Below are 21499 nucleotides of genomic sequence, written 5' to 3' on the forward strand. Positions count from 1 at the left end.
AAAGTAATCCATTCATCCCTAACATTAAAAACTATACTGCCAAAAAAAATGATTAACAACCCAGAAAACTTACTATTTCAACTTTTGCTTTTCGGACATAAAATAAAAAAATAGTTTTTTTAGTCTATAAAATTCTGTGTTGTGTTGATATTTATACAAAAATGCTAGCTTTTATTAATAAAAAGAAGAAGTTATTCAGATTGATTTCAAATGAGTTAGAAATAGGTTCTTTTTATTATTTGTTCATGTAAATTACATATATTATTATGCCAAGACAACAATTTTTTTATTGATTTTTAAAAATGGCGTAAACACAAAAGAGGTAGTTTGACAGTAATTTAATATACAAAAAAGCTTTCCAGTAGTTCGTAATAAGAACTTTTGGAAGGCTTTTTTGTTACTTTTATCTTTGAAGCAACATATCACATTCCTGGTAGATTCATACCTGGGAAACCAGGATATTGCCCACCTGGATATGGTTGAGGACGCGGCGGGTATGGTTGTGGTGGATATGGCTGCGGCGGATATGGCTGTGGAGGACGCGGTGGATATGGCTGCGGCGGATATGGCTGTGGAGGACGCGGTGGGTATGGCTGCGGCGGATATGGCTGTGGAGGACGCGGTGGGTATGGCTGCGGCGGATATGGCTGTGGAGGGCGCGGTGGGTATGGTTGTGGCGGATGCGGATGCGGAGGACGCGGTGGATATGGTTGTGGCGGATACGGATGCGGCGGACGTGGTGGATATGGTTGTGGTGGATATGGCTGCGGCGGATATGAAGGTGGACGAGAGCCAGGAGGCATGCCAGGACTAAACGGACGGTTAAAATCATCGGGAGTTAATCTAGGATATACCAATGGAACACACCTTTCTTTATTTTTCTCTTCTAACATATGCCGTCTATTATGATTGTCATAGGCTTTAGACTATGAATGAATAAAGTAATATTGGGATTTGATAAAATGTGAATTGTTATAAAATATAGCAATTTTAATTATAATAGAAGAAAATGATACAAAAGGGATGTTTAGTTAAATGACAATTATAAAAATCAAGAAAATAAAGGTGCAGAATTTACGCAATGTACGACAAGGTGAAATCGTATTATCGGTGAACTTTAATACATTTTTAAAGGCAAATGTTATTGGTTTATACGGACAGAATGGTTCAGGGAAAACAACGATTGTTGATGCATTTGGCTTATTGAAGGTACTTATTTCTGGTTGGGTTACTGAAGTAAAATTACCCTCTCAAGAAAAGCGGTTAATTATGGCAGGGGCGGATACGGCCAGTATTGAGTTTGAGTTTCTAGTAGAAAATCCATTTGGCACGTTTTTCATCAATTATTATGTAGAGTTACAAGAGGATGATAAACGACTATACACAACGGTTGAGCGTATAACTTACAGAGAAAATGAGAAAGGGAAGCGCTCAAAGGTTTTAGTTTATGTGACAGAAGAAGATATACAGATACGTAAAGTTAATCTTTCTGATATGAATGAAAATACGCGTATTCAATTATTAGTGATTCATCAACTAGCAAAAAGGCAATATACATCCTTTGTCTTTCACAAAGATTTAAAACCATTATTACAGGACGGGTTGTCAGAGCTAGAAATGCAATTGTTCCATAATATAGCAATAGATTTCAATCATGATTTGCATGTCGTGAATAATCAAAATATCGCTCCATTATTTGAAGAACGCATTATGCCCTTTAGTATTCACCTAGAAAAAACTCGAGGTTCCATTTCCTATGATTTGAAAGGTCCAGCGTTATTACCTGAGGATGCATTTTATGTATTATGTGAAGTGATTGAGCAAAGCAATCGTGTATTATCAGCGATTATTCCAGGTCTAACGATAAGGATTAACGTGATTTCAAAACAAACGATGGATAACGGGGAAAAAGGAATTCGATTTGAATTTTTATCGCAGCGAGGGGAGCGTGAATTACCGCTTCGGACAGAGTCAGAGGGCATTTTGAAAATTATTTCTGTGCTCAGTGTGCTCATTGCTGTTTATAATAATCCAAATGCTTGTGTAGTAATTGATGAATTAGATTCTGGTGTTTTTGAATATTTGTTAGGCGAGTTGTTAACAGTGATTGATGAGGATGGAAAAGGACAGCTTATTTTTACGTCTCATAATTTACGTGTGTTAGAGGTGCTTGCTATTAAAAACTTATGGTTCACGTCAACGAATGAAGATCATCGTTATATACAGCTAAAAGGCATTAAAGAGGTTAATAACGCTCGAGATGTATATTTACGCGCAATTCAATTGGGCGGACAGGATGAAGAGGTTTATAAGGAAACAAAAACGTTTAAAATCAAGCGTGCCTTTAGAAAAGCGGGTGTCCAACCTGACTAAAAAGGTTCTTTTAATCATTGTTGAGGGACAGACAGAACAAATTATATTAGAGGATTATCTAGATGAATATTTTGCGAACTCGACGATACGATTTGATGTACAACATGAGGATATTTTGACAAAATGGGATGCAAATAAGCGGATACCGAATATTAAAAATAGTGTTGTACGAGTAATCCAGAGCTATCTAGACAAATATAAGTTTTTAGCAAAGGATTTAACAGCTGTTGTACACATTACGGATGCGGATGGTTGCTTTATTGCACCTGATTTTGTAAAGGTGAAAGAGGATATTGAGCAAAATTTGTATTACACAGAGGACGCCATATTTGTGAAGTCAGAGAAACGCAAAAAGCAAATCGAGCAACGCAATGAAATGAAGGCGAATAATGCGAAAATCCTCGTGGCGAATGACCATTTTAACATTCAACGATTAAAAATACCGTATCAGCTATTTTACTTCTCTACAAATTTGGAGCATGTATTATGGAATGAACGAAATGAAGTAGCGACAGAAAAGGTGCAAAAAGCTGATGAATTTATGGAAAACTTATCAGGCTCCATTGAGGAGTATTTAAAAGAATTTCTACCTGTTTCTCCAGACCTGATGTATAAAGAAAAAATGAAAGAGAGCTGGTCATTTTTAATGGCTGGCTGTAATTCGTTACGGCGCGGCACGAATGTACCTTTATTATTTGAAATGATTAAATCCGATGTCGGAACGAAAAGTCAGAGTTAGTATAATAGTTTTCATGAAACAGGTGATGAATAGTAGTCGTCACCTGTTTTTGTGCGGACAAATTTCCTAGCGCATTTGTTCATAGCACAGATATGTCTTAAAATAGCTGGATCCTTAATATCTGATTTTTTCAAAGGAATTAGTACAAGCACACGAAGCTTATATTGCGTTTGTCATGAACTTCTAATAAACAAGAGGGGTAACAACGAAAAGAATGAAGTATTTATGTTAGTTGTATAAAAAAATTGGGAAAAGTGTAACAAAAAATCTGTTGTAACGACTTATTCGCGAGTGTAGAAAGTGGGGTGAAGTTTTGCAAAAAAGTATAGCGGAAATAGAACGTTTGTACGATTATTATCATCGTGATGTGTATCACTTTGCGCTTTATTATACAAACAGCAAGCAAGAGGCTGAAGACATTACGCAAGAAACGTTTTACAAGTTGATGAAGCAATTGGGTAATTTAAAGGATAAGGATAAAGTAAAAACGTGGATTATGTCGATTGCGCGAAATACAGCAGTAGATATACATAGAAAACAGAAAATTAAACGCCTATTAACAGAAAAGCTTGGACGGCAACCTGCACTGAGGGAGGTTCCAAAACCTTTGGAAATTGTAGAAAAAAATGAACAATGGCTAACAGTGCAGGAGGCATTAATGACTTTAAAATCGCATGATCGAACAATCATTATTTGTCGGATGTTAAAAGATTACACGATTCAAGAAACCGCTACGATTTTGGATATCTCGGAAGTCAAAGTACGTGTTGATTTTCACCGAGCAATGGCAAGACTTCGGAAAAAAGTAGGGAGGGATGAGTGATGGAAGAGCGTGATTACGAGATATTTGAGGCACTAAAAAAACGCCCTGATAAAGACCCAGATATAGATTTCTCCAATCAATTGCGTAGAGGACTCCAAAAGGGTTATCAAAAGAAGACAAAACGATTTTCTATCGCAACAATACTAACCGTTCCAGTGACCCTGGCTGTTCTTCTATTTGTTTTCATAATTGGTACAGGACAATCGTTCCAACTGAAAAATGCAGCACAGTTAACCATCAATCAGGAGAAAAATCTTACTAATATATTGTGTGTTCTTCTAATGCTTGCGCTCTCGTTGTTCATTATGTTCGTTTATTATAAGGGACTTACAAAAGGAAGACTTGTCTATATGACGTTCTCACTGTCCTTCTTAGCATGGGTAGGAAATCTAGTATATGCAGAACATCAAAACATTGATAAACCTATTGTGCAACCAAGCTATAGCGAATCCTACGATTTTACGAATAAGCGAGAAAGTATAGATGAGATTCAACGGGACTATTTGATGAAAAAAATTGAGGGAGGTACAGAATAATGAAAAACCCATATAGTTATTTATCTAGTGGAGTAAGTTTTATCTTTATTGATTTGAGACTATATGGAGTAATGCCAGATATCTTACCAGACTTCATCGGATTTGCACTTTTTATATATGGCATCCACTTACTTCCGACGTTTCATAACTTAAAGCGTTGGTCGAAAAATTTCGCTATTATTTTAATGATAATGTCGCTTTTTGTGGAGCTAGATCAATGGCTAGGTTTAATAATACTGGGGCAAGTGGGAGAGCAATTTATGCAATTCCTTTTCATGGTCTTTATGCTTTTGGTCTTCCAATTATTAATGCACATTTATAATAATCAACCATTAGAAACTAAAACTTTCAAAACATATCAGGTATTTATGGCATGCATGCTTAGTGGCTTCGTGATACAGGCATTTTCGATAAATGTTGGAGCAAACCTACAAGAAAATGTTCATTTTATAGGTTCTTTATTACAGTTGATTTCCTTTATATTATTTATAAATTATTGTCGAACGTGTGAAAAAATTTATAAAAAAAATGAAAGTAAAATCCATTCGCTACAATAAGCAATGGATTTTTCTCGTTTTAGGAATCTGTTCTTATGTGCAATGGCATCTTTTACTTCTTAGTTTCATAAGCTTTATAGGTATGATATCAAGACGGTAGAAGGAGGTACTGACATTCAAATACATGTTGTACGGGCAGGGGAGTCGTTATGGGGAATTGCACAGGCCTATGGAACAACAGTTCAAAGTATTGTAGACGCCAATCAAATTCCTGAGCCTAATCGATTAGTCATAGGGCAAGCTCTTGTGATACCAATTGTCGGGAGCTTCTATTATGTACAGCCAGGGGATAGTCTTTGGACTATCGGTCGACGATTTGGCATCAATTATGAAACGCTTGCACAAGTAAATGGTATTAATGCAAATCAACCTTTATCAGTTGGAATGCGACTCTATATTCCGCCCCCACCAAAAACAAAAGCTGAAACATTAGCCTATTTAGAGCCGAGGGGGACATCGGTTAGTGAAGCATTGTTAAGTCAAGCAAGAGAAGCAGGTCCTTTTTTAACTTATCTTGCTTTATTTAGCTATGAGGCAAGGCGAGATGGGACGCTTAAGATTCCACCAAGTCAAGGTGTGACGCAAATTACTAATGATACAGGGGCATCTCTTGCAATGGTTGTCTCAAATTTGGAGAATTTTAGTTTTAGCGGGGACTTAGCGCGAGATATTTTTCAAAGTACAGCAGTACAAGACTTGCTCTTTGATAATATTCTTGCAGAGGCAAAGCGTTTAGGAACAGTTAGAGATATCCACTTCGATTTTGAAAATTTGCCGGGCGATCAACGCCAAGCATATAACAACTTTCTAAGGAGAGCTGTGAGTAAATTCCATCCACAGGGATATACAGTATCGACAGCGTTAGCTCCAAAAACAAGTGCTAGTGAGAAAGGTCCATGGACTGAGGGACATGACTATAAAGCCCATGGAGAAATAGTGGATTTTGTCATGTTAATGACTTATGAATGGGGATATTCTGCAGGACCTCCTATGGCTGTGTCGCCACTTCCAGAGGTAGAGGCAGTAGTTAAATATGCGGTTAGTGAAATACCTCGGAATAAAATTATTCTTGGACAGAATTTATATGGTTATGATTGGACACTGCCATTTGTACAGGGCGGCCCCATTGCTGAAGCAGTTAGTCCACAAAGAGCAATTGAGATAGCTAAAAAATATAATGCAGCTATTCAGTTTGATAGGAGATCACAAGCACCTTTCTTCGAATACTACGATGAACAAGGTAGAGCGCATATCGTGTGGTTTGAAGATGCAAGGTCCATACAAGCGAAGTTTAATTTAATCAAGCAATACAAACTTCGAGGAATCGGTTATTGGAAGTTGGGTCTACCATTCCCGCAAAATTGGTTATTAATAGGATCGAATTTTGATGTGGTGAAGAAATGACAAGCATTAGGAGATATAGAAATCCTTCAATGCCAAATCTATTTTCTTTAAAGTGGAAATAAACTGTTAATAGTATTCCTTGTCTTAGGGATTTATATTATAATTATGGTAAATAGTATTCTAGGAGGGATATTTTGGGTAAATTTAAAAAGTTAGGTATTATACTAACCTCTACAGCATTTTCTGTTGGTGTACTTTCCCCTATTACACAAGCTTCTGCGAATGTAAAGGAATCTCCAGAGAAAATTGAAATTCAAGTAGCATCGACGGATACAAAAGTCTCGAAAAGCATGTTAATCAAGCAATTGCATACACTTTTCCCAGACAAGTTCAATTTTGTATCAGACAATGAGTTCTATACAGGGAGCGGACATTACTTTAGAGATGATAAGACAATCCGTTACGATTTAAGCTTCTATAAAACAGTCAATGGTAAAGATGTGAATGGCAGCTTTACATTTAAGGGAGACGGTCTAGAATTAGAAAGTTTCTATTATCAACCTGCTAATATTGCAGAGGCTGTGTATCCTGCTAAGTATTCTGAGGCAGAAGCACAAAAGTTCGCACAGAATTTCCTGAAAAGATTAGAGAATACTGAAAATTATAAACTTCGAGAGGATGGCTTGGGGCTTGAGTATTACGTTAATACAAATAGACCGATATCTGAGCCGATAACTTATTCTTTTGTCTATTCACCAATGCATAATGGTGTGGTCATTAGTGATGAGTATATCTCTATTAATGTCCTTGCAAATGGAGAAATTACAAGTATGTATCGCAATGGAGAATCAATTTCTAGTAAGGCAACGTTTGATGGTTTAGAACAGAAAAAGGATGCAGCAGATATTCTTGCACAAGTTCGTGATAACTTAGCTATAGAATTACGTTATGCTATTGACTATGATTATCAAACAAGTGATCGTAGAGCTAAGCTAGTCTATGCGCCAGTGACAGGCTTTAATGGGGTACATGCCTTAACAGGTCAATGGCAAACGGCAAATGGTTTTTCTTCACAAGTTCCAAAAACAAAAAGTGTTGAAAAACTTTCATCACAGCCATTAGCACCAAGAAAGAGTGATATGACAATAGCTGAAGCGGAAGAATTAGCAAAATCCCTCTTAAAAGTTGACTCGGATAAAGAAAAGCTACAAATTGATATGGTTAACGAGCGAGAAAATGAAAATGGTGAAACAATTTATTCAGTAAATTATATGTATGTGTATGGTAATAGTAGTTCAGGTTCTTCAGTTGAAATTAATAAGGCAACAGGTGAAATTATTTATTACAGTGATATACGTAGAGATTTTACAAATACTAATAAGACACCAATTTCTAAAGACGCTGCATTTACGAAGGCTATTGAATACTTAAAGCAATTGGTACCTTCTTATTTACACGAATATTCGATGCCAATAGATGAGCCAGCATTCAACAAATATAGTAATGAATATTACTTCTCATTCCCACGCATTGTCAATGGTATTGCGGTTGTTGGAGATGAAATATCTGTCAATATTACTTCAGATGGTTCTCTAGGTTCACTGTATACTAATAAGCAAAAAATAGACAACTGGCCATCTGTAAGTAATGCAATTGCTATTGATAAAGCAAAGGAATCCTATAGTCAGGCACTTGAATTACAGCTTCAATATGCTAAACAAGATACTGATGATAAACAACATTATAATTTAGTTTACTCACCAATTTATGGTGGTAACTTATACAATCAAATTGACGCGACTACTGGTAAATGGCTATTTAACAAAGAAGAATCAACGAACAAACCATTAATTTCACATCCGACAGCAGCTAATGAGTTAAATTATTTATTGAACCAAAATGTCTTAGATGTAAAAGATCCGGCAAACTTTAATGCAGATACTGCTGTGACTAAAGGAGAGGCACTGAAAGTTTTGGTTAAATCTCTAACGTACTATTATGGCTATTATGGAGATGAGGGGGATAAGCAATCCTTCAATAACATCGATAAAAAGCATCCATTATATGGAGTAGCTGAACAGGCTGTAAGAATGGGCATTTTAAAACCAGCAACTCAGTTAGACGTGGATGCAACTTTGACTCGTCAAGAGCTTGCAGAATGGTATATCCGTGCATTAGGTTTAGAAAAAGCGGCAAAGCATGGTGATATTTACAAGTTAAACTTTGCTGATGCAAATTCTATTGATCCAGGGTATGCAGGTTATGTTGCTTTAGCAAACGCATTAGGACTATTCGATACACAAAACAATAAATTTAATGCCACAGAAAAAGTGACATATGCAGATTTGGCTGTATCAGCAATTCGATTAGCACGTGCTGCTTCCGAGGATAGAGGCAGTCGCAATTATTATTAATCAGTAATTGAAAGGGTATCTCCAGATGGTGGGAGGTACCTTTTTTAGCGAATATACATCATCTGTTCATTTCATTCTCTCTTTTAGAAACAAAATGATTGCTGTTTAAAAATATATGTGTTATTATTATCTCGAATTAAAGATAAATGAATTCGAAGTAAATAGAAAGTAGGAGTCGTATGAAGGAAATCAATCGTAATTTAAAAGCTTTTACGGTCTTGTTCCGAGCATATCAAACGATTCAGGATGCAACCAAAAGAGATTTACTTCAATATGATTTAAATCAAACTGAATTTTCGGTACTTGAATTTTTGTACCATCGTGGGGAGCAGCCAATTCAAGTGATTGGTAAGAGAATATTAATTGCAAGTAGCAGTATTACCTATGTTATTGATAAGCTTGAACAGAAAGGCTTTGTTTCTAGACGTGCTTGTCCAAAGGATCGACGTGTCACTTATGCTTTATTAACATATGAAGGACAAGTGTTGATGGAAGAAATTTTTCCAAAGCATGAACAAAAAATTAACGAGATTTTTGGAGTATTAGATCAACAGGAGATGGACACAATGATTCTGTCTTTGAAAAAGGTTGGCTTAAACACGAAGTAAAAAATTTTACACAAATATCTCGAATTCGAGATAAATAGGAGGAACATAACATGAATCATTTAAAAGGAATTCACCACGTTACTGCTATTACAAGTAGTGCGGAAGAAAATTATAAATTTTTTACCTATGTATTAGGAATGCGTTTAGTAAAAAAAACAGTTAATCAAGATGATATTCAAACATACCATTTATTCTTTGCAGATGATAAAGGGAATGCCGGTACAGATATGACTTTCTTTGACTTCCCAAACATTCCAAAAGGTGTCCATGGAACAAATGAGATCTCAAAAACATCATTCCGCGTGCCAACGGATGCAGCATTAGACTATTGGGTAAAACGTTTTGATCGATTAAATGTAAAACATACAGGTATTAAAGAGCAATTTGGCAAAAAAACTTTATCCTTCGTTGATTTTGACGATCAGCAATATCAGCTTATTTCTGATGAAAACAACAAAGGTGTAGCATCGGGCACACCCTGGCAGGATGGGCCGATTCCACTTGAATATGCCATTACAGGCCTAGGTCCGGTTTTTGTAAGAATTGCTAATTTTAAGTATTTCAAAGAAATGCTTGAAAAAGTGATGCTCTTCACAGAAGTTGCAGAAGAAGGGGATTTCCACCTATTTGAGGTGGGTGAAGGAGGCAATGGCGCACAAATAGTTGTAGAATTTAACAGTGTATTACCTGTTGCACGCCAAGGCTTTGGTACAGTACATCATGCAGCATTCCGTGTAGAGGATCGAGCTGTATTAAACGAATGGATTGAACGATTCGAAGGTTTCGGCTTCCACACTTCTGGTTATGTCAATCGTCACTTCTTTGAATCACTCTATGCACGTGTAGCACCACAAATTTTATTTGAATTGGCTACTGATGGCCCTGGATTTATGGGAGATGAGCCTTATGAAACTTTAGGTGAAAAATTATCATTGCCGCCATTTTTAGAGCCAAAGCGTGCACAAATTGAAGGACTAGTTCGTCCTATTGACACTGTAAGAAGCACGATTACGTTCGATAAAGAATATAAGTAATACCTTTTTCTTCATTCAGCAGAAAATATATAAGTTTCTGCTGAATGAAAGTTACATACGATCTAATGAATTTGATTGGAGGTCAGAAATTATGGAGTTTACAAAGCTAATAGAAAAGCGCCGTTCTGCTAATAATTTTATAGAGGGCATCAAAATGACCGAGGAAGATATACGTCCAATTTTGGAGGATGTAAAGCTTGCTCCATCAGCCTTTAACTTACAGCATACCAATTACATCATAGTATTGGATGAAGAAATGAAGGAAAAAGTAAGAGTGGCTGCTTATGGGCAATATAAAGTGCATTCAGCTTCAGGGGTAATCCTTGTATTAGGGGATAAAGAAGCCTATAAGAATACCGCTAATCTTAGTCAGGGTATGGTGGATTTAGGAATTATTACAGACTGTGAGCTAGAAAATCTTGTCGATGAAAATACGAAATTTTATGAAGAACGTGGCGGGGAATTTATGAAGGAGGAAGCCATTCGTAACGCATCATTGTCAGCCATGTTATTTATGCTGGCGGCCAAAAATCGCGGATGGGATACATGTCCAATGATTGGCTTCGATCAGCGACAAATGAGAGCACTTTTCAATGTTCCAGAAACACATGAAATAGCACTAATGATGACAATAGGCAAAGAAAAAGAAAGCAGCCGCCGCTTACGTGGTTATCGTAAACCAGTAGAGGAATTTGCAACCTATTATTAGTGCTGCATAAAATAAAGTGGCTTTACAAATAATATGAAGAATGTACATTTAGGAGGAAGCATCATGAAAGTAGTAGCAATCGTAGGGAGTATCCGTAAAGAATCATATAATATGCATTTAGCTAAATTTATTCAAAAACATTATGCAGAGAAATTTGAGCTTGAAGTATTAAGCTTAAATGATCTACCAATGTATAACCAAGATATCGAAAACGAAGCACCGCAAACAGTGCTTGATTTTAAAGCAAAAGTAAAAGCAGCAGATGCAGTACTATGGGTGACACCAGAATATAATGGTACTGTGCCGGGTGTTATGGTTAACGCAATTGATTGGTTATCTCGTGTAGACCAAGTATTGATTGGCAAACCGTCGTTCATGATGGGGGCATCAATGGGTAATTTAGGTACTGTTAAAGCACAATTACATTTACGAGATATTCTATTCTCACCTGGTGTGAATTCACCATTACTTAGTGGTAATGACGTTTATATTGGTGCTGTGCATACTAAATTTGATGCAGAAGGCAATTTAACAGATGAGGGTACTATAGAATTCCTTGATGTAGTGATTGACAACTTCATAAATTGGGTAAGAAAATACCTATAAAAATAAGAAATGCCATAAGTATACGTCTGCTTATGGCATTTCTTATTTTTACTTCTAGAAACGGATAGAACGTAATTAGCTAGAGGTTAAAGATGGAAAATGTTATTTAATGGGGATTATTTTTAATACCTTTTGAAGTCGGTATGCAAAAATACCCGCGAATATAGCTAACATAATATCCTTTGGTAATGGAGGCATCATCCAAAGCCAAGCCATCTTATAATTGAAGGCATCTGGAGCACTAGCCCATAGTTTGTAGGCAAAGTACATCCAATTTGTCCCTAGTAAGTAATTAATGGCTGTTGCTATTAATGCAGCAACAACATAGCTTTTTTTTGTTCCACCGCGCTCTACAATAAGCCCTGCGACAAATGCAGCTAAAATAAACGTGACGATAAAACCAAATGTAGGACTTAATATTTGTCCAAAGCCTCCACTAAAACGTGCAAAGACAGGTGCGCCAGCTAAACCGATGCACATATAAACAGTACAAGCGAGCGCACCTTTTCTACTACCAAGAATAAGTCCTGCTAAAATAGTAAAAAATGTTTGTAGTGTGATAGGTACGCCACCAATACTCATGAAAGGTACAATGGAAGTAATATTAGCGCCAATCATCATCAAGGTTGAGAATAATCCAATATATGCAATATCTACTGTTCTTAACTTGTGATGTGAGTGTTCCGCAACTGTTGACATCATTTCACCTCTTAATAGTAATGTTAAAAATAGTTTAAAAAAATAAAGTATTCGTGTCAACTTAATTTTTATTATTGGTTAACACAAAGGGGCTGAAGTTACTCAATCACTGTTAGTTATAGACTAACTATTAAAATGTATGATAGAATCGTCATAATTTTAAAATATCAAATACTAATGGTGTGACATTTTTTACAACGTGTCGCTTAAAAGGGAAGTCGGTGTAAATCCGACGCTGTCCCGCAACTGTAACGATGAGTTCTATGATGATTTAGCCACTGTTCTAAATGGGAAGGCAATCATAGTAACGTTGATTCGAAGCCAGGAGACCTGCCAATTAGTGATACCTGTAATGCCCACGAGGATGAACGCAATTACGGACAAAAGAAGGTAATTTTTCTGATTTTGTTGAATCTAGGGTATTTCTATGCGTAATTTGCATGGAATACCCTTTTTTATTGCTTCATATCTATTATGATTTCTTAGGAGTTAATAAGCAGATGAACAAAAAATTTATGTTATTATCAGCGATCCTTCTAGTAGTTCTTATTATTTCCATGACGATAGCTATCATGGTCGGATCGGTTTCTGTTACGCCAATTTATGTATGGAAGGTAATTCTGTCTAAAATCCCGATTATACAAAATTCAATCGAGCAAGATTGGAGCCGCTCACAGGAAATTATCATTTGGCAAATACGAGTTCCACGTGTATTGCTTGCCGCTATCGTTGGTGCAGGCTTGGCGATAGCAGGAGCAGCTATTCAGGCACTTGTTCGTAACTCCATTGCTGAACCGTATATCTTAGGAATTTCTTCCGGTGCGGCGGTTGGTGCTACAGCTGTCATCATTTTAGGTGCCTTTTCATTTCTAGGTACTTACGCTCTTTCCGTATCTGCATTTTTAGGTTCCCTCGCAGCGATGGGGTTAGTTTTCTTCCTTTCCCGTGTTGGAGGAAGGATTTCTATCTTTCGACTTTTACTTGCAGGGATGGCGGTGTCGTTTGTTTTATCCGCTATTTCAAACTTTATACTAATGACGTCGAAGCAAGAGGGGGGAATGAAAGCCGTCATGTTTTGGATGCTAGGAAGCTTAGCTGGCGCGAAGTGGAGTAATCTATTCATTCCGATTGTTATTTTTATTGCTGTATGTGTCTTACTGTGGCTCCACTATCGAAGTTTAAATTTATTGCTTCTTGGAGAAGAGGCCGCAGTTACATTAGGAGTTAACCTACAGCAATTTCGATTGCAGCTTATCCTATTAGTATCTCTATTAACGGGTGTGCTTGTTGCAGTTAGTGGCTCAATCGGATTTGTCGGTTTAATCATTCCACATATTGTACGGATAATAGTAGGCTCAAACTATAAATATGTCATCCCGATTAGCGCCTTATTAGGGGGGATTTTCTTAGTTTGGGCAGATGCAATTGCCCGAATTTTAATTGCTCCTGAAGAAATGCCAATTGGAATTATCACGGCTTTTTGTGGAGGTCCATTCTTCATTTGGTTACTACGCCGCAACAATTATTCTTTCGGTGAAGGAGATTAAAGCAGATGACATTAGAAGCAAAACAAGTATCTTTCTCCGTTTTTGATCAACGTATATTACATGATGTAAGTATTCAAATAAAGGAAAAGCAATTTGTTGGGCTAATTGGCCCTAACGGTAGTGGAAAGTCAACGTTATTAAAGAATATGTACCGTTTTTTTAAACCAGAAAGTGGAACAGTTTTGTTAAATGAACAAGATATATTAAAGCAATCGAGTAAAACCCTTGCTAAAAATTTAGCGGTTGTGAGTCAAGAAACACCAGTTTTATTCGATTTTACTGTACATGATTTAGTGAGTATGGGAAGAACACCTCATAAAAAACTATTGGAGCTAGATCAAGAACGTGATTTTCAAATAGTAAAAGAAGCACTAAACCAAACAGGCATCACTCATTTAGAAAAACGTAGCTTCAGTTCTCTTTCAGGCGGAGAAAAAAAGCGAGTGATGGTTGCTCGTGCGCTCGCTCAGCAAGCACAAGTACTTATTTTAGATGAGCCTACAAATCATCTAGATATTCAACATCAATTACAGCTCATGGATCTAATTCAAACCTTACATTTAACAGTTGTTGCTGCATTACATGATTTGAACATTGCCTCTATGTATTGCGATCAAATTTATGTCTTACAGCAAGGTCGAATTGTCTGTAATGGAACACCTGAAGAGGTGCTTACGCCACAATTATTGCAAGATGTATTTGGTGTTTATGCCGACATTCAAACACATCCACTTACAGGTAAACCTTATTTAACGTATGTCTCTGAGCAATTCACAAAACTCCGTAAATCTAATTGATACATACTCACCCTCATTCATGGAGCAAGAATGACACAATATAATAACCATCGCTGTCAGAAATGATTAAACGGCTTGAGTCCACTGGTATTTAGGACTCAAGCCGCCTTTGCCTACTGATAGGGGCAATTCAATTTCACAATAAAAAAAGACTTATTGGACATCCCCAAGAAGATTATTGATGGATAGGACCGTGGTTAATAGAAGATAATACTTCATTAACCTCAAATATTTTGCCACGAATATTTGTTATACCAAAGCTTGTAAGGCGGGCGGAGTGCATAGTTAAATACTTTTCAGCACTTTCTTTTGTTTCGAATAAATAAATTCCACCTGCTTCTTTAGCTAACGCATTCTCAGTCCAAATTTTCCAGATAACCCCTTCCTCATTATTAATGCTATGCGCTAAGTCCTTAAATCCTTCAGACATCTCAGCGCCAAAAGGACCGTCCATAGTAAAGTCAACCTGTAACAAATAAACCATTCATCAAAACTCCTTTTCCTTAAGGATGCATTATATTAATGCAATTATAAAATATAGTTTCAGCGAAAAAACAAATTTTTAATAAAAGAAGTTCTCACTATATAATTAAGATACTGCTTTTAAGCCTGCCACACCAATGATAATGGCAATGATACTAATAATACGAGTCAGGTTTTTAGATTCACCAAAGAAAATAATATTCACAAGGACAGCACCGACTGTACCTATACCAATCCATACTACATAGGCAATGCTTAACTGTAAATAGTTAAAGGATGCGTATAAAAGCACAAAGGACAGTCCAAAACCACCTACATATATTAATAAATTACGTATTGTTTTATTCTGACTGTAAAAACGTAAACCTACAACACCGATAATTTCTGAGATTGCGGCTAATAAAACAAGTAACCATCCCATTATGCATTAGCTCCTTTCTTGTCATCATAATCTGAAGAGTTATCCGCTAATTTAAGACCAATAACACCCAATACTAAAATAAACATGAAAATACCCTTAACGGCATTAAACTCACCATCAAAAATAAAAATGTCCATTAACGTAGTACCAATTGTACCTATTCCAGCAAAAATCGCATAAACTGTTCCTGTAGGTAGGTTTTCACAAGCCTTCGATAAGAAGTGAAAATCCAACGCAATTAATGACACAATAATAACCCAATGCCACCAAGAATAAGCGGCATTAAAGCCAAAAATCCAAAATAATTCAAACAAACTAGTTAGTCCAACGTATATCCAATCTTTTTGCATAGTAATATTCATCCCTTTATGACTGACATTCAGTCATTTTTAATTTAAAAAATAACGTCACTTTATATGTGACGTAAACCGAGTGCATGATGTAAAAAGTCGAGGAGCTCAAGCTTTTGAAATCTAATTGTTTCTTCTTCACTGTCATCATACAAATAAATTTGTTCAGCAGCAGATTCTACTAGACCGATGATAAGCTTAGATGAACGTGTAGTATTTAGAGAAGCGCGTATCGTTCCTTGTTGTTGTGCTTCATATAAGAAATGATTCATCCATTCGTAATAGGGTGCATAGATATTTTCCCATTCTTTCATATGCTCAGTTTGTGTAATACCGGCATAGATAAGTGCAAAAACATCTCGATATTCCTCTGTTAGGGAAAAAACAATATCGACCACTTTTTCAAGCTGCTTTGCAAAAGGTTCCTGTGTTGAAATACCATCGTTAATAGCAGCAATAATTTTTTCAACCATAACTTTCGCAATGGCTGGCATAACTGAAAGTCGTGATGGGAAGTAAAGATAAAATGTCCCTTGCGCGATACCTGCAGCTTTTACGATATCAGAAACCTTTGTCTTTTCAATTCCTTTTTCACAAAAAACGTCAATTGCAGCTTGAATAATTTTCTCTTCCTTTGACATGAAATCCCTCGCTTTTGGCCTGCTTATTTAATATGTTACAAAATAGCTGAAATAAAGTCAAAGAAAATGACTGACAATCAGTCATTATTTTTTATGTATATGTATTGTTATTCGGGGAACTTTATTCATGAAAGGATTTGAGGATAGTGGAAGAGATAAAGATTGCGCAACTAGATCAGCAACAGCTGGAAAAAATTAATGAGCTAGAAAAGAACATTGGAGTGACATTAGTGGCATATGATTCTTCGTCAATGCCATCACAGGGCTCGGGTTCCTATGAGACAAATAATAGCACTCATAGCAATCATCCATCATAATGATTAGAGAAATGAGAAATACCTTGCAGCAATGTGAGGTTTTTTCATTTTATCTTTATTCAGCTCACCACATCTACAGGTAGTGAGCAAAAAATAATGGGAGTGGTTACAATGATGAAAGAATTTTATGCAGATTTACATATTCATATTGGACGTACCTCTAGCGGACGAGCTGTCAAAATTACTGGCAGTAAAACACTCACATTAGCAAGAATTCTAGAGACGGCTAGTGCTAGAAAAGGTCTAGATATTATTGGGATTATTGATTGTCATTCACCAGAGGTTCTAGCTGAGATGATAGAGATGATTGAACAAGGCCATCTGAAGGAGTTGCCACAAGGAGGGCTTCGTTACCAGGAAACAACGCTTATCCCTGGTAGTGAAATTGAAATTTATGATCAACATTGTCTTGGGCCTATCCATGTACTTGCCTATTTTCCAACGCTTAAGCTTATGAGGGAATTCTCAAATTGGATGTCTAATTATATGAAAAATATCCATTTAAGCTCTCAACGAATATATTGTGATGGTCAAATATTACAACAGAAGGTTCATGAGTTAGGAGGACTTTTTATTCCAGCGCATGTTTTTACGCCATTTAAAAGCTTGTTTGGTAAAGGGGTGCATCGAAGTTTAACTGAAGTGTTCGACCCACAGCTTATAGATGCAATTGAACTTGGTTTAAGCTCTGATACCGATATGGTAAGTAATATCCGTGAGCTTCAAGCGTATACATTTGTCAGCAATTCTGATGCACACTCTCTAGGAAAGATGGCACGTGAGTATCAAAAATTACGGTTATCTGATGCCAATTTTACTGAGTTAAAGAAGGCACTTCATGAACAGCAAGGTCGAGCAGTAACGGCCAATTATGGCTTAAATCCATTGCTCGGCAAATATCATCAGACTGTCTGCGTAAAATGTGGTGAACAACTTGGTAATGCGGCAACAATCTGTACAAACTGTGAAAGTACTCAAATAATAAAGGGTGTTGCATTACGTATTAAAGAGCTATCAGAGCAATTTACAGATAAACGTGTTCGACCACCATATATTCATCAAGTACCACTGGATTTTATTCCTGGCTTAGGGCCCAAAATGATGGATAGATTAGTACAAGCATTTGGTTCTGAAATGAACATCTTGCATCGAGTTTCACTACAACAGCTCGAACAAATCGTGCCACATAAAATTGCAATGATGATCGATTTAGCAAGAACTGGTCAATTAGCGATTGAAATTGGAGGTGGGGGTGTTTACGGGAAAATACAGATTGAATAGAAAATAGAGGAAAACAATTTATTATTATTTAACCCATTTTTATCCTCCATCTATTAAAATAGTAATTATTAGAAGTTGGAGGAGTGAGGGTATGAGATTATCCAAGAAATTTCGTTTTTTAGCAGCTAGTATACTGACATTACAATTAGCAGTACCGGTGGGAGTGAGTGCTGAGGAGCAGAGAGACCTTATAGCTCCAAGCTGGGTAGTGCAGGCAGACTACGTAGCACTTGGTGATTCCTTGGCACATGGCATGAATGAATTTGGGATAATTGGATTAGGTTATGCAGATTTTGTTGCACAAGCTTTACAACAAGAAGGTTTAATCACTTCTTATAATAAGGGGTTTGCATATTCAGGCTATACAACGAAAAATGTGTTGGAAGATTTACGAAATGATGTGGAGAAGCCAGTCATAGGATTTGGTTATCAAAGTGAGCAGGTAAAGCTTCGCTCATCTATTAAAGAGGCTGAGATTATTACTTTAACAGCTGGAGCTAATGATTTAATACCCATTTTAAAAGAGTCACAGACAACAGGTATTAATGCAACAGCAATTTTAAAGACTTCACAAGAGGCAGTCACAAATATAGCCTCTATTTTAGCAGAAATTAAGAAGCTTAATCCGAACGCTAAAGTTTATGTTATGGGCTATTATAACTCTTTCCCATACTATAGTGAGGATTTACAGAAACCATTTAATGTGCTATTAACAGTCATGAATACAACGTTAAAAGCAACTGCTGAAAAAGCGGGTGCCGTTTTTGTTCCCACATACGATATTGTAGCAAAAGATATTCCAAGCTATCTTCCAAACCCAGAAAATATACATTTAAGTGAAGCAGGTTATTTAACAGTAGCGAAAGAGGCGTTTTTACCAGCCATTAAAGCAAGTACGTTATGGGATGTATCAAAAGCTATCCAAGTAAATGCTCAAAATAGTACGACTGTCCAAGTAAATTGGCAGAAAGCGACGGATAATGTAGGAGTTCAAAAATACAAAGTATATGTAAATGGGGAGCTAACTGCTACACAGAATGCTGATACAACGGCTATAACGCTTGATAAATTAACGGAGAATACACCATACACTGTAGCAGTGAAGGCTATGGATGCAGCTGGTAATGAAAGTGTACAAAGTCCAACGATAACTTTTACTACTGAAGGAACTTTAAACTTTACTGATATAGAAAATCATTGGGCGAAAGAGTCTATTCAGCAGGCAGCTGTAGCAGGTATTATGAAAGGTTACCCAGATGGTACGTTTAGACCAGAGCAAAACATAACTCGTGCACAGGCAACAGCGATGCTTGTTAGAAGTTTAGGTTTAACGACGAAGGAACAAGCACCGTTTACAGACATCTCAAGCTATAACACTGAAACGCAGTCAGAAATTGCAGCAGCCTATGCATATGGGATAATTAAGGAAACAGATGAAAAGTTTAACCCAGGACAGCCAGTTACCCGCGCTCAATTAGCATTATGGATTAACCGAGCCTATGAACTTCAACTAAAGCAACCTTATGCTGTGAAAGGCAAGGCACCATTTTCTGATATTACTGCTTATAATGATGAAACAAAGCGTGCAATTACAATGTTGTATGAACAAGGTATTATTATAGGTAGTGAGGGAAAATTTTCACCAGATGCTCCGACAAAACGTAGCCATGCAGCAAAAATATTTGTGAATTTCAATACTCTATTAAAAAAATAAAGATAATGAAATAATTAAAGGTAGAGGTTGTAAATAGAAACCTCTACCTTTTGACGTTTTCAATGAAAAATATGTATAGTTTAAATATGTATTTAATTGCTATGAATATCTAGAGCAATTTAGGGGTTCATCAAAATTTGGGTTATTAAACCGTATACCATGTATATAAGTTGATTGGAGTGAGTCTGGATGCCCAGTCGGAATGGAAATCAACCCCACGTTTTGGTGATGAATCAATTTAGAATTGTAAATATTGCAGATATAGAATTAATCAAAAGGAGAATGGGATGCTTTCATTTATTTTATCCGCTAAAAGATTACTAATAGGATTGTGGAGATCATTTAAGCGTCCACAGTTTCTATCATTATTTACAACATTATTTTTAATCATTCTTTCAGGAACATTATTCTACAAGGGGACGGAAGGTTGGTATTGGCTTGATGCATTGTATTTTGCAGTAGTGAGCTTAATTCCAACAGGTGTTGAGACGGGGTTATATCCTGCTAGTGATTTTTCTAAAATATTTACGATGATTTATTTAATTGTTGGAACAGGCGTCATGTTTATCATGCTATTAATGCTTGGTCGATCAGTTGTCGATTATTCGATTGATGAAGAACAGAAAGAACAGATAAAAAAGCGTCTTCAAAATTAACAAAAGCAGTTCAATAAATCTAATAAAAGATTTATTGAACTGCTATACTTTTACTATATTACGATAGTCTAGCAAGTATGCCTTCTTCGTCATCTAATACAAGTTCAATGCCTGTTGAAAATGGATCGCCATGTAGGACATCTTTAATCCATACGCGTAATGCGCCAATCATTGCTGCTGTATTTAACACTTCGATTTGTCCATTAATTTCAACTTCTGCACCAAAGCCAGTGTCATCATCGTATGTGAGCTCTACAAGCACATCTTCAGGGCGTGTATTTTTATAATAGGCCTGAGATAAGCAAATTGCATTTATAATATCTTGCTCATTTATTATTTGTGCCATTGAGCTTCCTCTTTACGTTTTTTATCTTTAAACATATTAATAATTTTTACAATAAGCATTACAATTACAGCGATTGCTGCAACATTAATTAATAAGCCTAGAATATTACCAAGCATACCCATACCACTGAAAAGACTTCCGAATAATAAGCCAGCTAAGCCACCAAGCATTAAGCCTTTCATAAGACCGCCTGAGAAGAAGCCGCCTTTTTTAGCTGTTGAATCAGTTTTGTTGGTAGACGTTGTATTATTTTTATTTGTTGTTGTATTGTTTTGATCTTTAGATTTATCCTGAGATTTTTGGAAATTAGAGCTATTGTTATTGTTTGAAAATCCCTTTTTACCCGATTTGTAGGATTTTGCTTCTGCAGTTGGTGTATCTGAGATGAACATTGTTGCACCAACAGTCGCAAACATAAGTGTCGCTGCAAAAAGAGCGGCAAGAATTTTTTTCATTACTTACATTCCTCCAATATAATTTTTAGTTTTGTCATAAACTAATTAA

General features: G+C 36.4%; 25 protein-coding genes and 1 riboswitch. Of the genes, 18 read left to right on the top strand and 7 right to left on the bottom strand.

The genetic code is table 11. From position 1 onward, the window contains the following. Window positions 1-394 precede the first annotated feature (394 nt). The 12 genes from ACIQXF_RS12755 (at window position 395) to ACIQXF_RS12810 (ending at window position 11743) form a co-directional block, all read left to right on the top strand. Window positions 395-814, top strand: a complete 420-nt coding sequence (locus ACIQXF_RS12755; RefSeq protein WP_402783404.1) for a hypothetical protein — start codon at window positions 395-397, stop codon at window positions 812-814. A 221-nt stretch (window positions 815-1035) separates the two neighbouring features. Beyond that, window positions 1036-2373, top strand: a complete 1338-nt coding sequence (locus tag ACIQXF_RS12760; RefSeq protein ID WP_402783406.1) for an AAA family ATPase — start codon at window positions 1036-1038, stop codon at window positions 2371-2373. Continuing rightward, entirely contained in the window at window positions 2339-3112 is a 774-nt protein-coding gene (locus ACIQXF_RS12765; protein ID WP_402783408.1) for a hypothetical protein, read from the top strand. Before ACIQXF_RS12760 ends, ACIQXF_RS12765 begins: the two co-directional genes overlap by 35 nt. Window positions 3113-3425: 313 nt before the next feature. After that, entirely contained in the window at window positions 3426-3935 is a 510-nt protein-coding gene (locus tag ACIQXF_RS12770) for an RNA polymerase sigma factor (RefSeq protein WP_402783410.1), read from the top strand. After that, complete coding sequence (locus ACIQXF_RS12775; protein WP_402783412.1) at window positions 3935-4471, top strand: hypothetical protein; 537 nt, start codon at window positions 3935-3937, stop codon at window positions 4469-4471. Before ACIQXF_RS12770 ends, ACIQXF_RS12775 begins: the two co-directional genes overlap by 1 nt. Continuing rightward, a complete protein-coding gene (locus tag ACIQXF_RS12780) occupies window positions 4471-5028 on the top strand; it encodes a hypothetical protein (protein ID WP_402783414.1) in 558 nt (185 codons plus the stop codon). Before ACIQXF_RS12775 ends, ACIQXF_RS12780 begins: the two co-directional genes overlap by 1 nt. 231 nt (window positions 5029-5259) lie before the next feature. Then, the gene (locus tag ACIQXF_RS12785) at window positions 5260-6432 is read left to right on the top strand and encodes a glycoside hydrolase family 18 protein (protein WP_483869731.1); all 1173 of its coding nucleotides are present in this window, start codon (window positions 5260-5262) and stop codon (window positions 6430-6432) included. A 134-nt stretch (window positions 6433-6566) separates the two neighbouring features. Further along, window positions 6567-8786 carry a YcdB/YcdC domain-containing protein gene (locus ACIQXF_RS12790; RefSeq protein ID WP_402783416.1) on the top strand — a complete coding sequence of 740 codons (2220 nt, stop codon included), beginning with the start codon at window positions 6567-6569 and terminating at the stop codon, window positions 8784-8786. A 179-nt stretch (window positions 8787-8965) separates the two neighbouring features. Continuing rightward, a complete protein-coding gene (locus ACIQXF_RS12795) occupies window positions 8966-9394 on the top strand; it encodes a MarR family winged helix-turn-helix transcriptional regulator (RefSeq protein WP_402783418.1) in 429 nt (142 codons plus the stop codon). Between the two features lie 50 nt (window positions 9395-9444). After that, the gene (locus ACIQXF_RS12800; RefSeq protein WP_402783420.1) at window positions 9445-10428 is read left to right on the top strand and encodes a ring-cleaving dioxygenase; all 984 of its coding nucleotides are present in this window, start codon (window positions 9445-9447) and stop codon (window positions 10426-10428) included. 91 nt (window positions 10429-10519) lie between these two features. Next, on the top strand, window positions 10520-11137 hold the full coding sequence (locus ACIQXF_RS12805) for a nitroreductase family protein (RefSeq protein WP_402783422.1): 618 nt from the start codon (window positions 10520-10522) through the stop codon (window positions 11135-11137). Between the two features lie 63 nt (window positions 11138-11200). Continuing rightward, entirely contained in the window at window positions 11201-11743 is a 543-nt protein-coding gene (locus tag ACIQXF_RS12810; RefSeq protein ID WP_402783424.1) for an NADPH-dependent FMN reductase, read from the top strand. Window positions 11744-11845: 102 nt separating this feature from the next. Here the strand turns inward: ACIQXF_RS12810 and ACIQXF_RS12815 are convergent, their stop codons facing one another. Beyond that, on the bottom strand, window positions 11846-12442 hold the full coding sequence (locus ACIQXF_RS12815; RefSeq protein WP_402783512.1) for a biotin transporter BioY: 597 nt from the start codon (window positions 12440-12442) through the stop codon (window positions 11846-11848). Window positions 12443-12603: 161 nt separating this feature from the next. Beyond that, a riboswitch (cobalamin riboswitch) is annotated at window positions 12604-12795 on the top strand. A gap of 147 nt (window positions 12796-12942) precedes the next feature. Between ACIQXF_RS12815 and ACIQXF_RS12820 the strand changes: the two genes are divergently transcribed. Further along, window positions 12943-13989 (top strand): FecCD family ABC transporter permease, encoded by a 1047-nt coding sequence (locus ACIQXF_RS12820; RefSeq protein WP_402783426.1) that lies wholly within the window; start codon window positions 12943-12945, stop codon window positions 13987-13989. 5 nt (window positions 13990-13994) lie between these two features. Continuing rightward, window positions 13995-14786 carry a heme ABC transporter ATP-binding protein gene (locus tag ACIQXF_RS12825; protein ID WP_402783428.1) on the top strand — a complete coding sequence of 264 codons (792 nt, stop codon included), beginning with the start codon at window positions 13995-13997 and terminating at the stop codon, window positions 14784-14786. 175 nt (window positions 14787-14961) lie between these two features. On the opposite strand, the gene ACIQXF_RS12830 is transcribed toward ACIQXF_RS12825, so the two are convergent. From ACIQXF_RS12830 to ACIQXF_RS12845, 4 genes are all read right to left on the bottom strand, one after another. Further along, window positions 14962-15270 (bottom strand): monooxygenase, encoded by a 309-nt coding sequence (locus ACIQXF_RS12830; RefSeq protein WP_402783430.1) that lies wholly within the window; start codon window positions 15268-15270, stop codon window positions 14962-14964. Window positions 15271-15375: 105 nt separating this feature from the next. Further along, the gene (locus ACIQXF_RS12835; RefSeq protein WP_402783432.1) at window positions 15376-15690 is read right to left on the bottom strand and encodes a DMT family transporter; all 315 of its coding nucleotides are present in this window, start codon (window positions 15688-15690) and stop codon (window positions 15376-15378) included. After that, on the bottom strand, window positions 15690-16040 hold the full coding sequence (locus tag ACIQXF_RS12840; RefSeq protein ID WP_402783434.1) for a DMT family transporter: 351 nt from the start codon (window positions 16038-16040) through the stop codon (window positions 15690-15692). Before ACIQXF_RS12840 ends, ACIQXF_RS12835 begins: the two co-directional genes overlap by 1 nt. Window positions 16041-16102: 62 nt before the next feature. Then, window positions 16103-16681, bottom strand: coding sequence for a TetR/AcrR family transcriptional regulator (locus ACIQXF_RS12845; protein ID WP_402783436.1), 579 nt, complete (start codon window positions 16679-16681; stop codon window positions 16103-16105). Window positions 16682-16827: 146 nt separating this feature from the next. Between ACIQXF_RS12845 and ACIQXF_RS12850 the strand changes: the two genes are divergently transcribed. The 4 genes from ACIQXF_RS12850 to ACIQXF_RS12865 all read left to right on the top strand — a co-directional run bounded on the left by ACIQXF_RS12850 (window position 16828) and on the right by ACIQXF_RS12865 (window position 20649). Next, complete coding sequence (locus ACIQXF_RS12850; protein ID WP_402783438.1) at window positions 16828-16998, top strand: hypothetical protein; 171 nt, start codon at window positions 16828-16830, stop codon at window positions 16996-16998. 114 nt (window positions 16999-17112) lie between these two features. After that, window positions 17113-18279 carry an endonuclease Q family protein gene (locus ACIQXF_RS12855; protein WP_402783514.1) on the top strand — a complete coding sequence of 389 codons (1167 nt, stop codon included), beginning with the start codon at window positions 17113-17115 and terminating at the stop codon, window positions 18277-18279. 91 nt (window positions 18280-18370) lie between these two features. Then, a complete protein-coding gene (locus tag ACIQXF_RS12860) occupies window positions 18371-19993 on the top strand; it encodes an S-layer homology domain-containing protein (RefSeq protein WP_402783440.1) in 1623 nt (540 codons plus the stop codon). A 287-nt stretch (window positions 19994-20280) separates the two neighbouring features. Beyond that, entirely contained in the window at window positions 20281-20649 is a 369-nt protein-coding gene (locus ACIQXF_RS12865) for an ion channel (RefSeq protein WP_402783442.1), read from the top strand. Window positions 20650-20707: 58 nt separating this feature from the next. On the opposite strand, the gene ACIQXF_RS12870 is transcribed toward ACIQXF_RS12865, so the two are convergent. Beyond that, the gene (locus ACIQXF_RS12870) at window positions 20708-20995 is read right to left on the bottom strand and encodes a DUF2653 family protein (protein WP_402783444.1); all 288 of its coding nucleotides are present in this window, start codon (window positions 20993-20995) and stop codon (window positions 20708-20710) included. Continuing rightward, window positions 20983-21450: a hypothetical protein gene (locus ACIQXF_RS12875; RefSeq protein ID WP_402783446.1), complete on the bottom strand. Its 468-nt coding sequence runs from the start codon at window positions 21448-21450 to the stop codon at window positions 20983-20985. Before ACIQXF_RS12875 ends, ACIQXF_RS12870 begins: the two co-directional genes overlap by 13 nt. Between the last annotated feature and the right edge of the window lie 49 nt (window positions 21451-21499).

This window comes from Lysinibacillus sp. NPDC097231 (assembly GCF_044761885.1).
Lineage (GTDB): Bacteria > Bacillota > Bacilli > Bacillales_A > Planococcaceae > Lysinibacillus.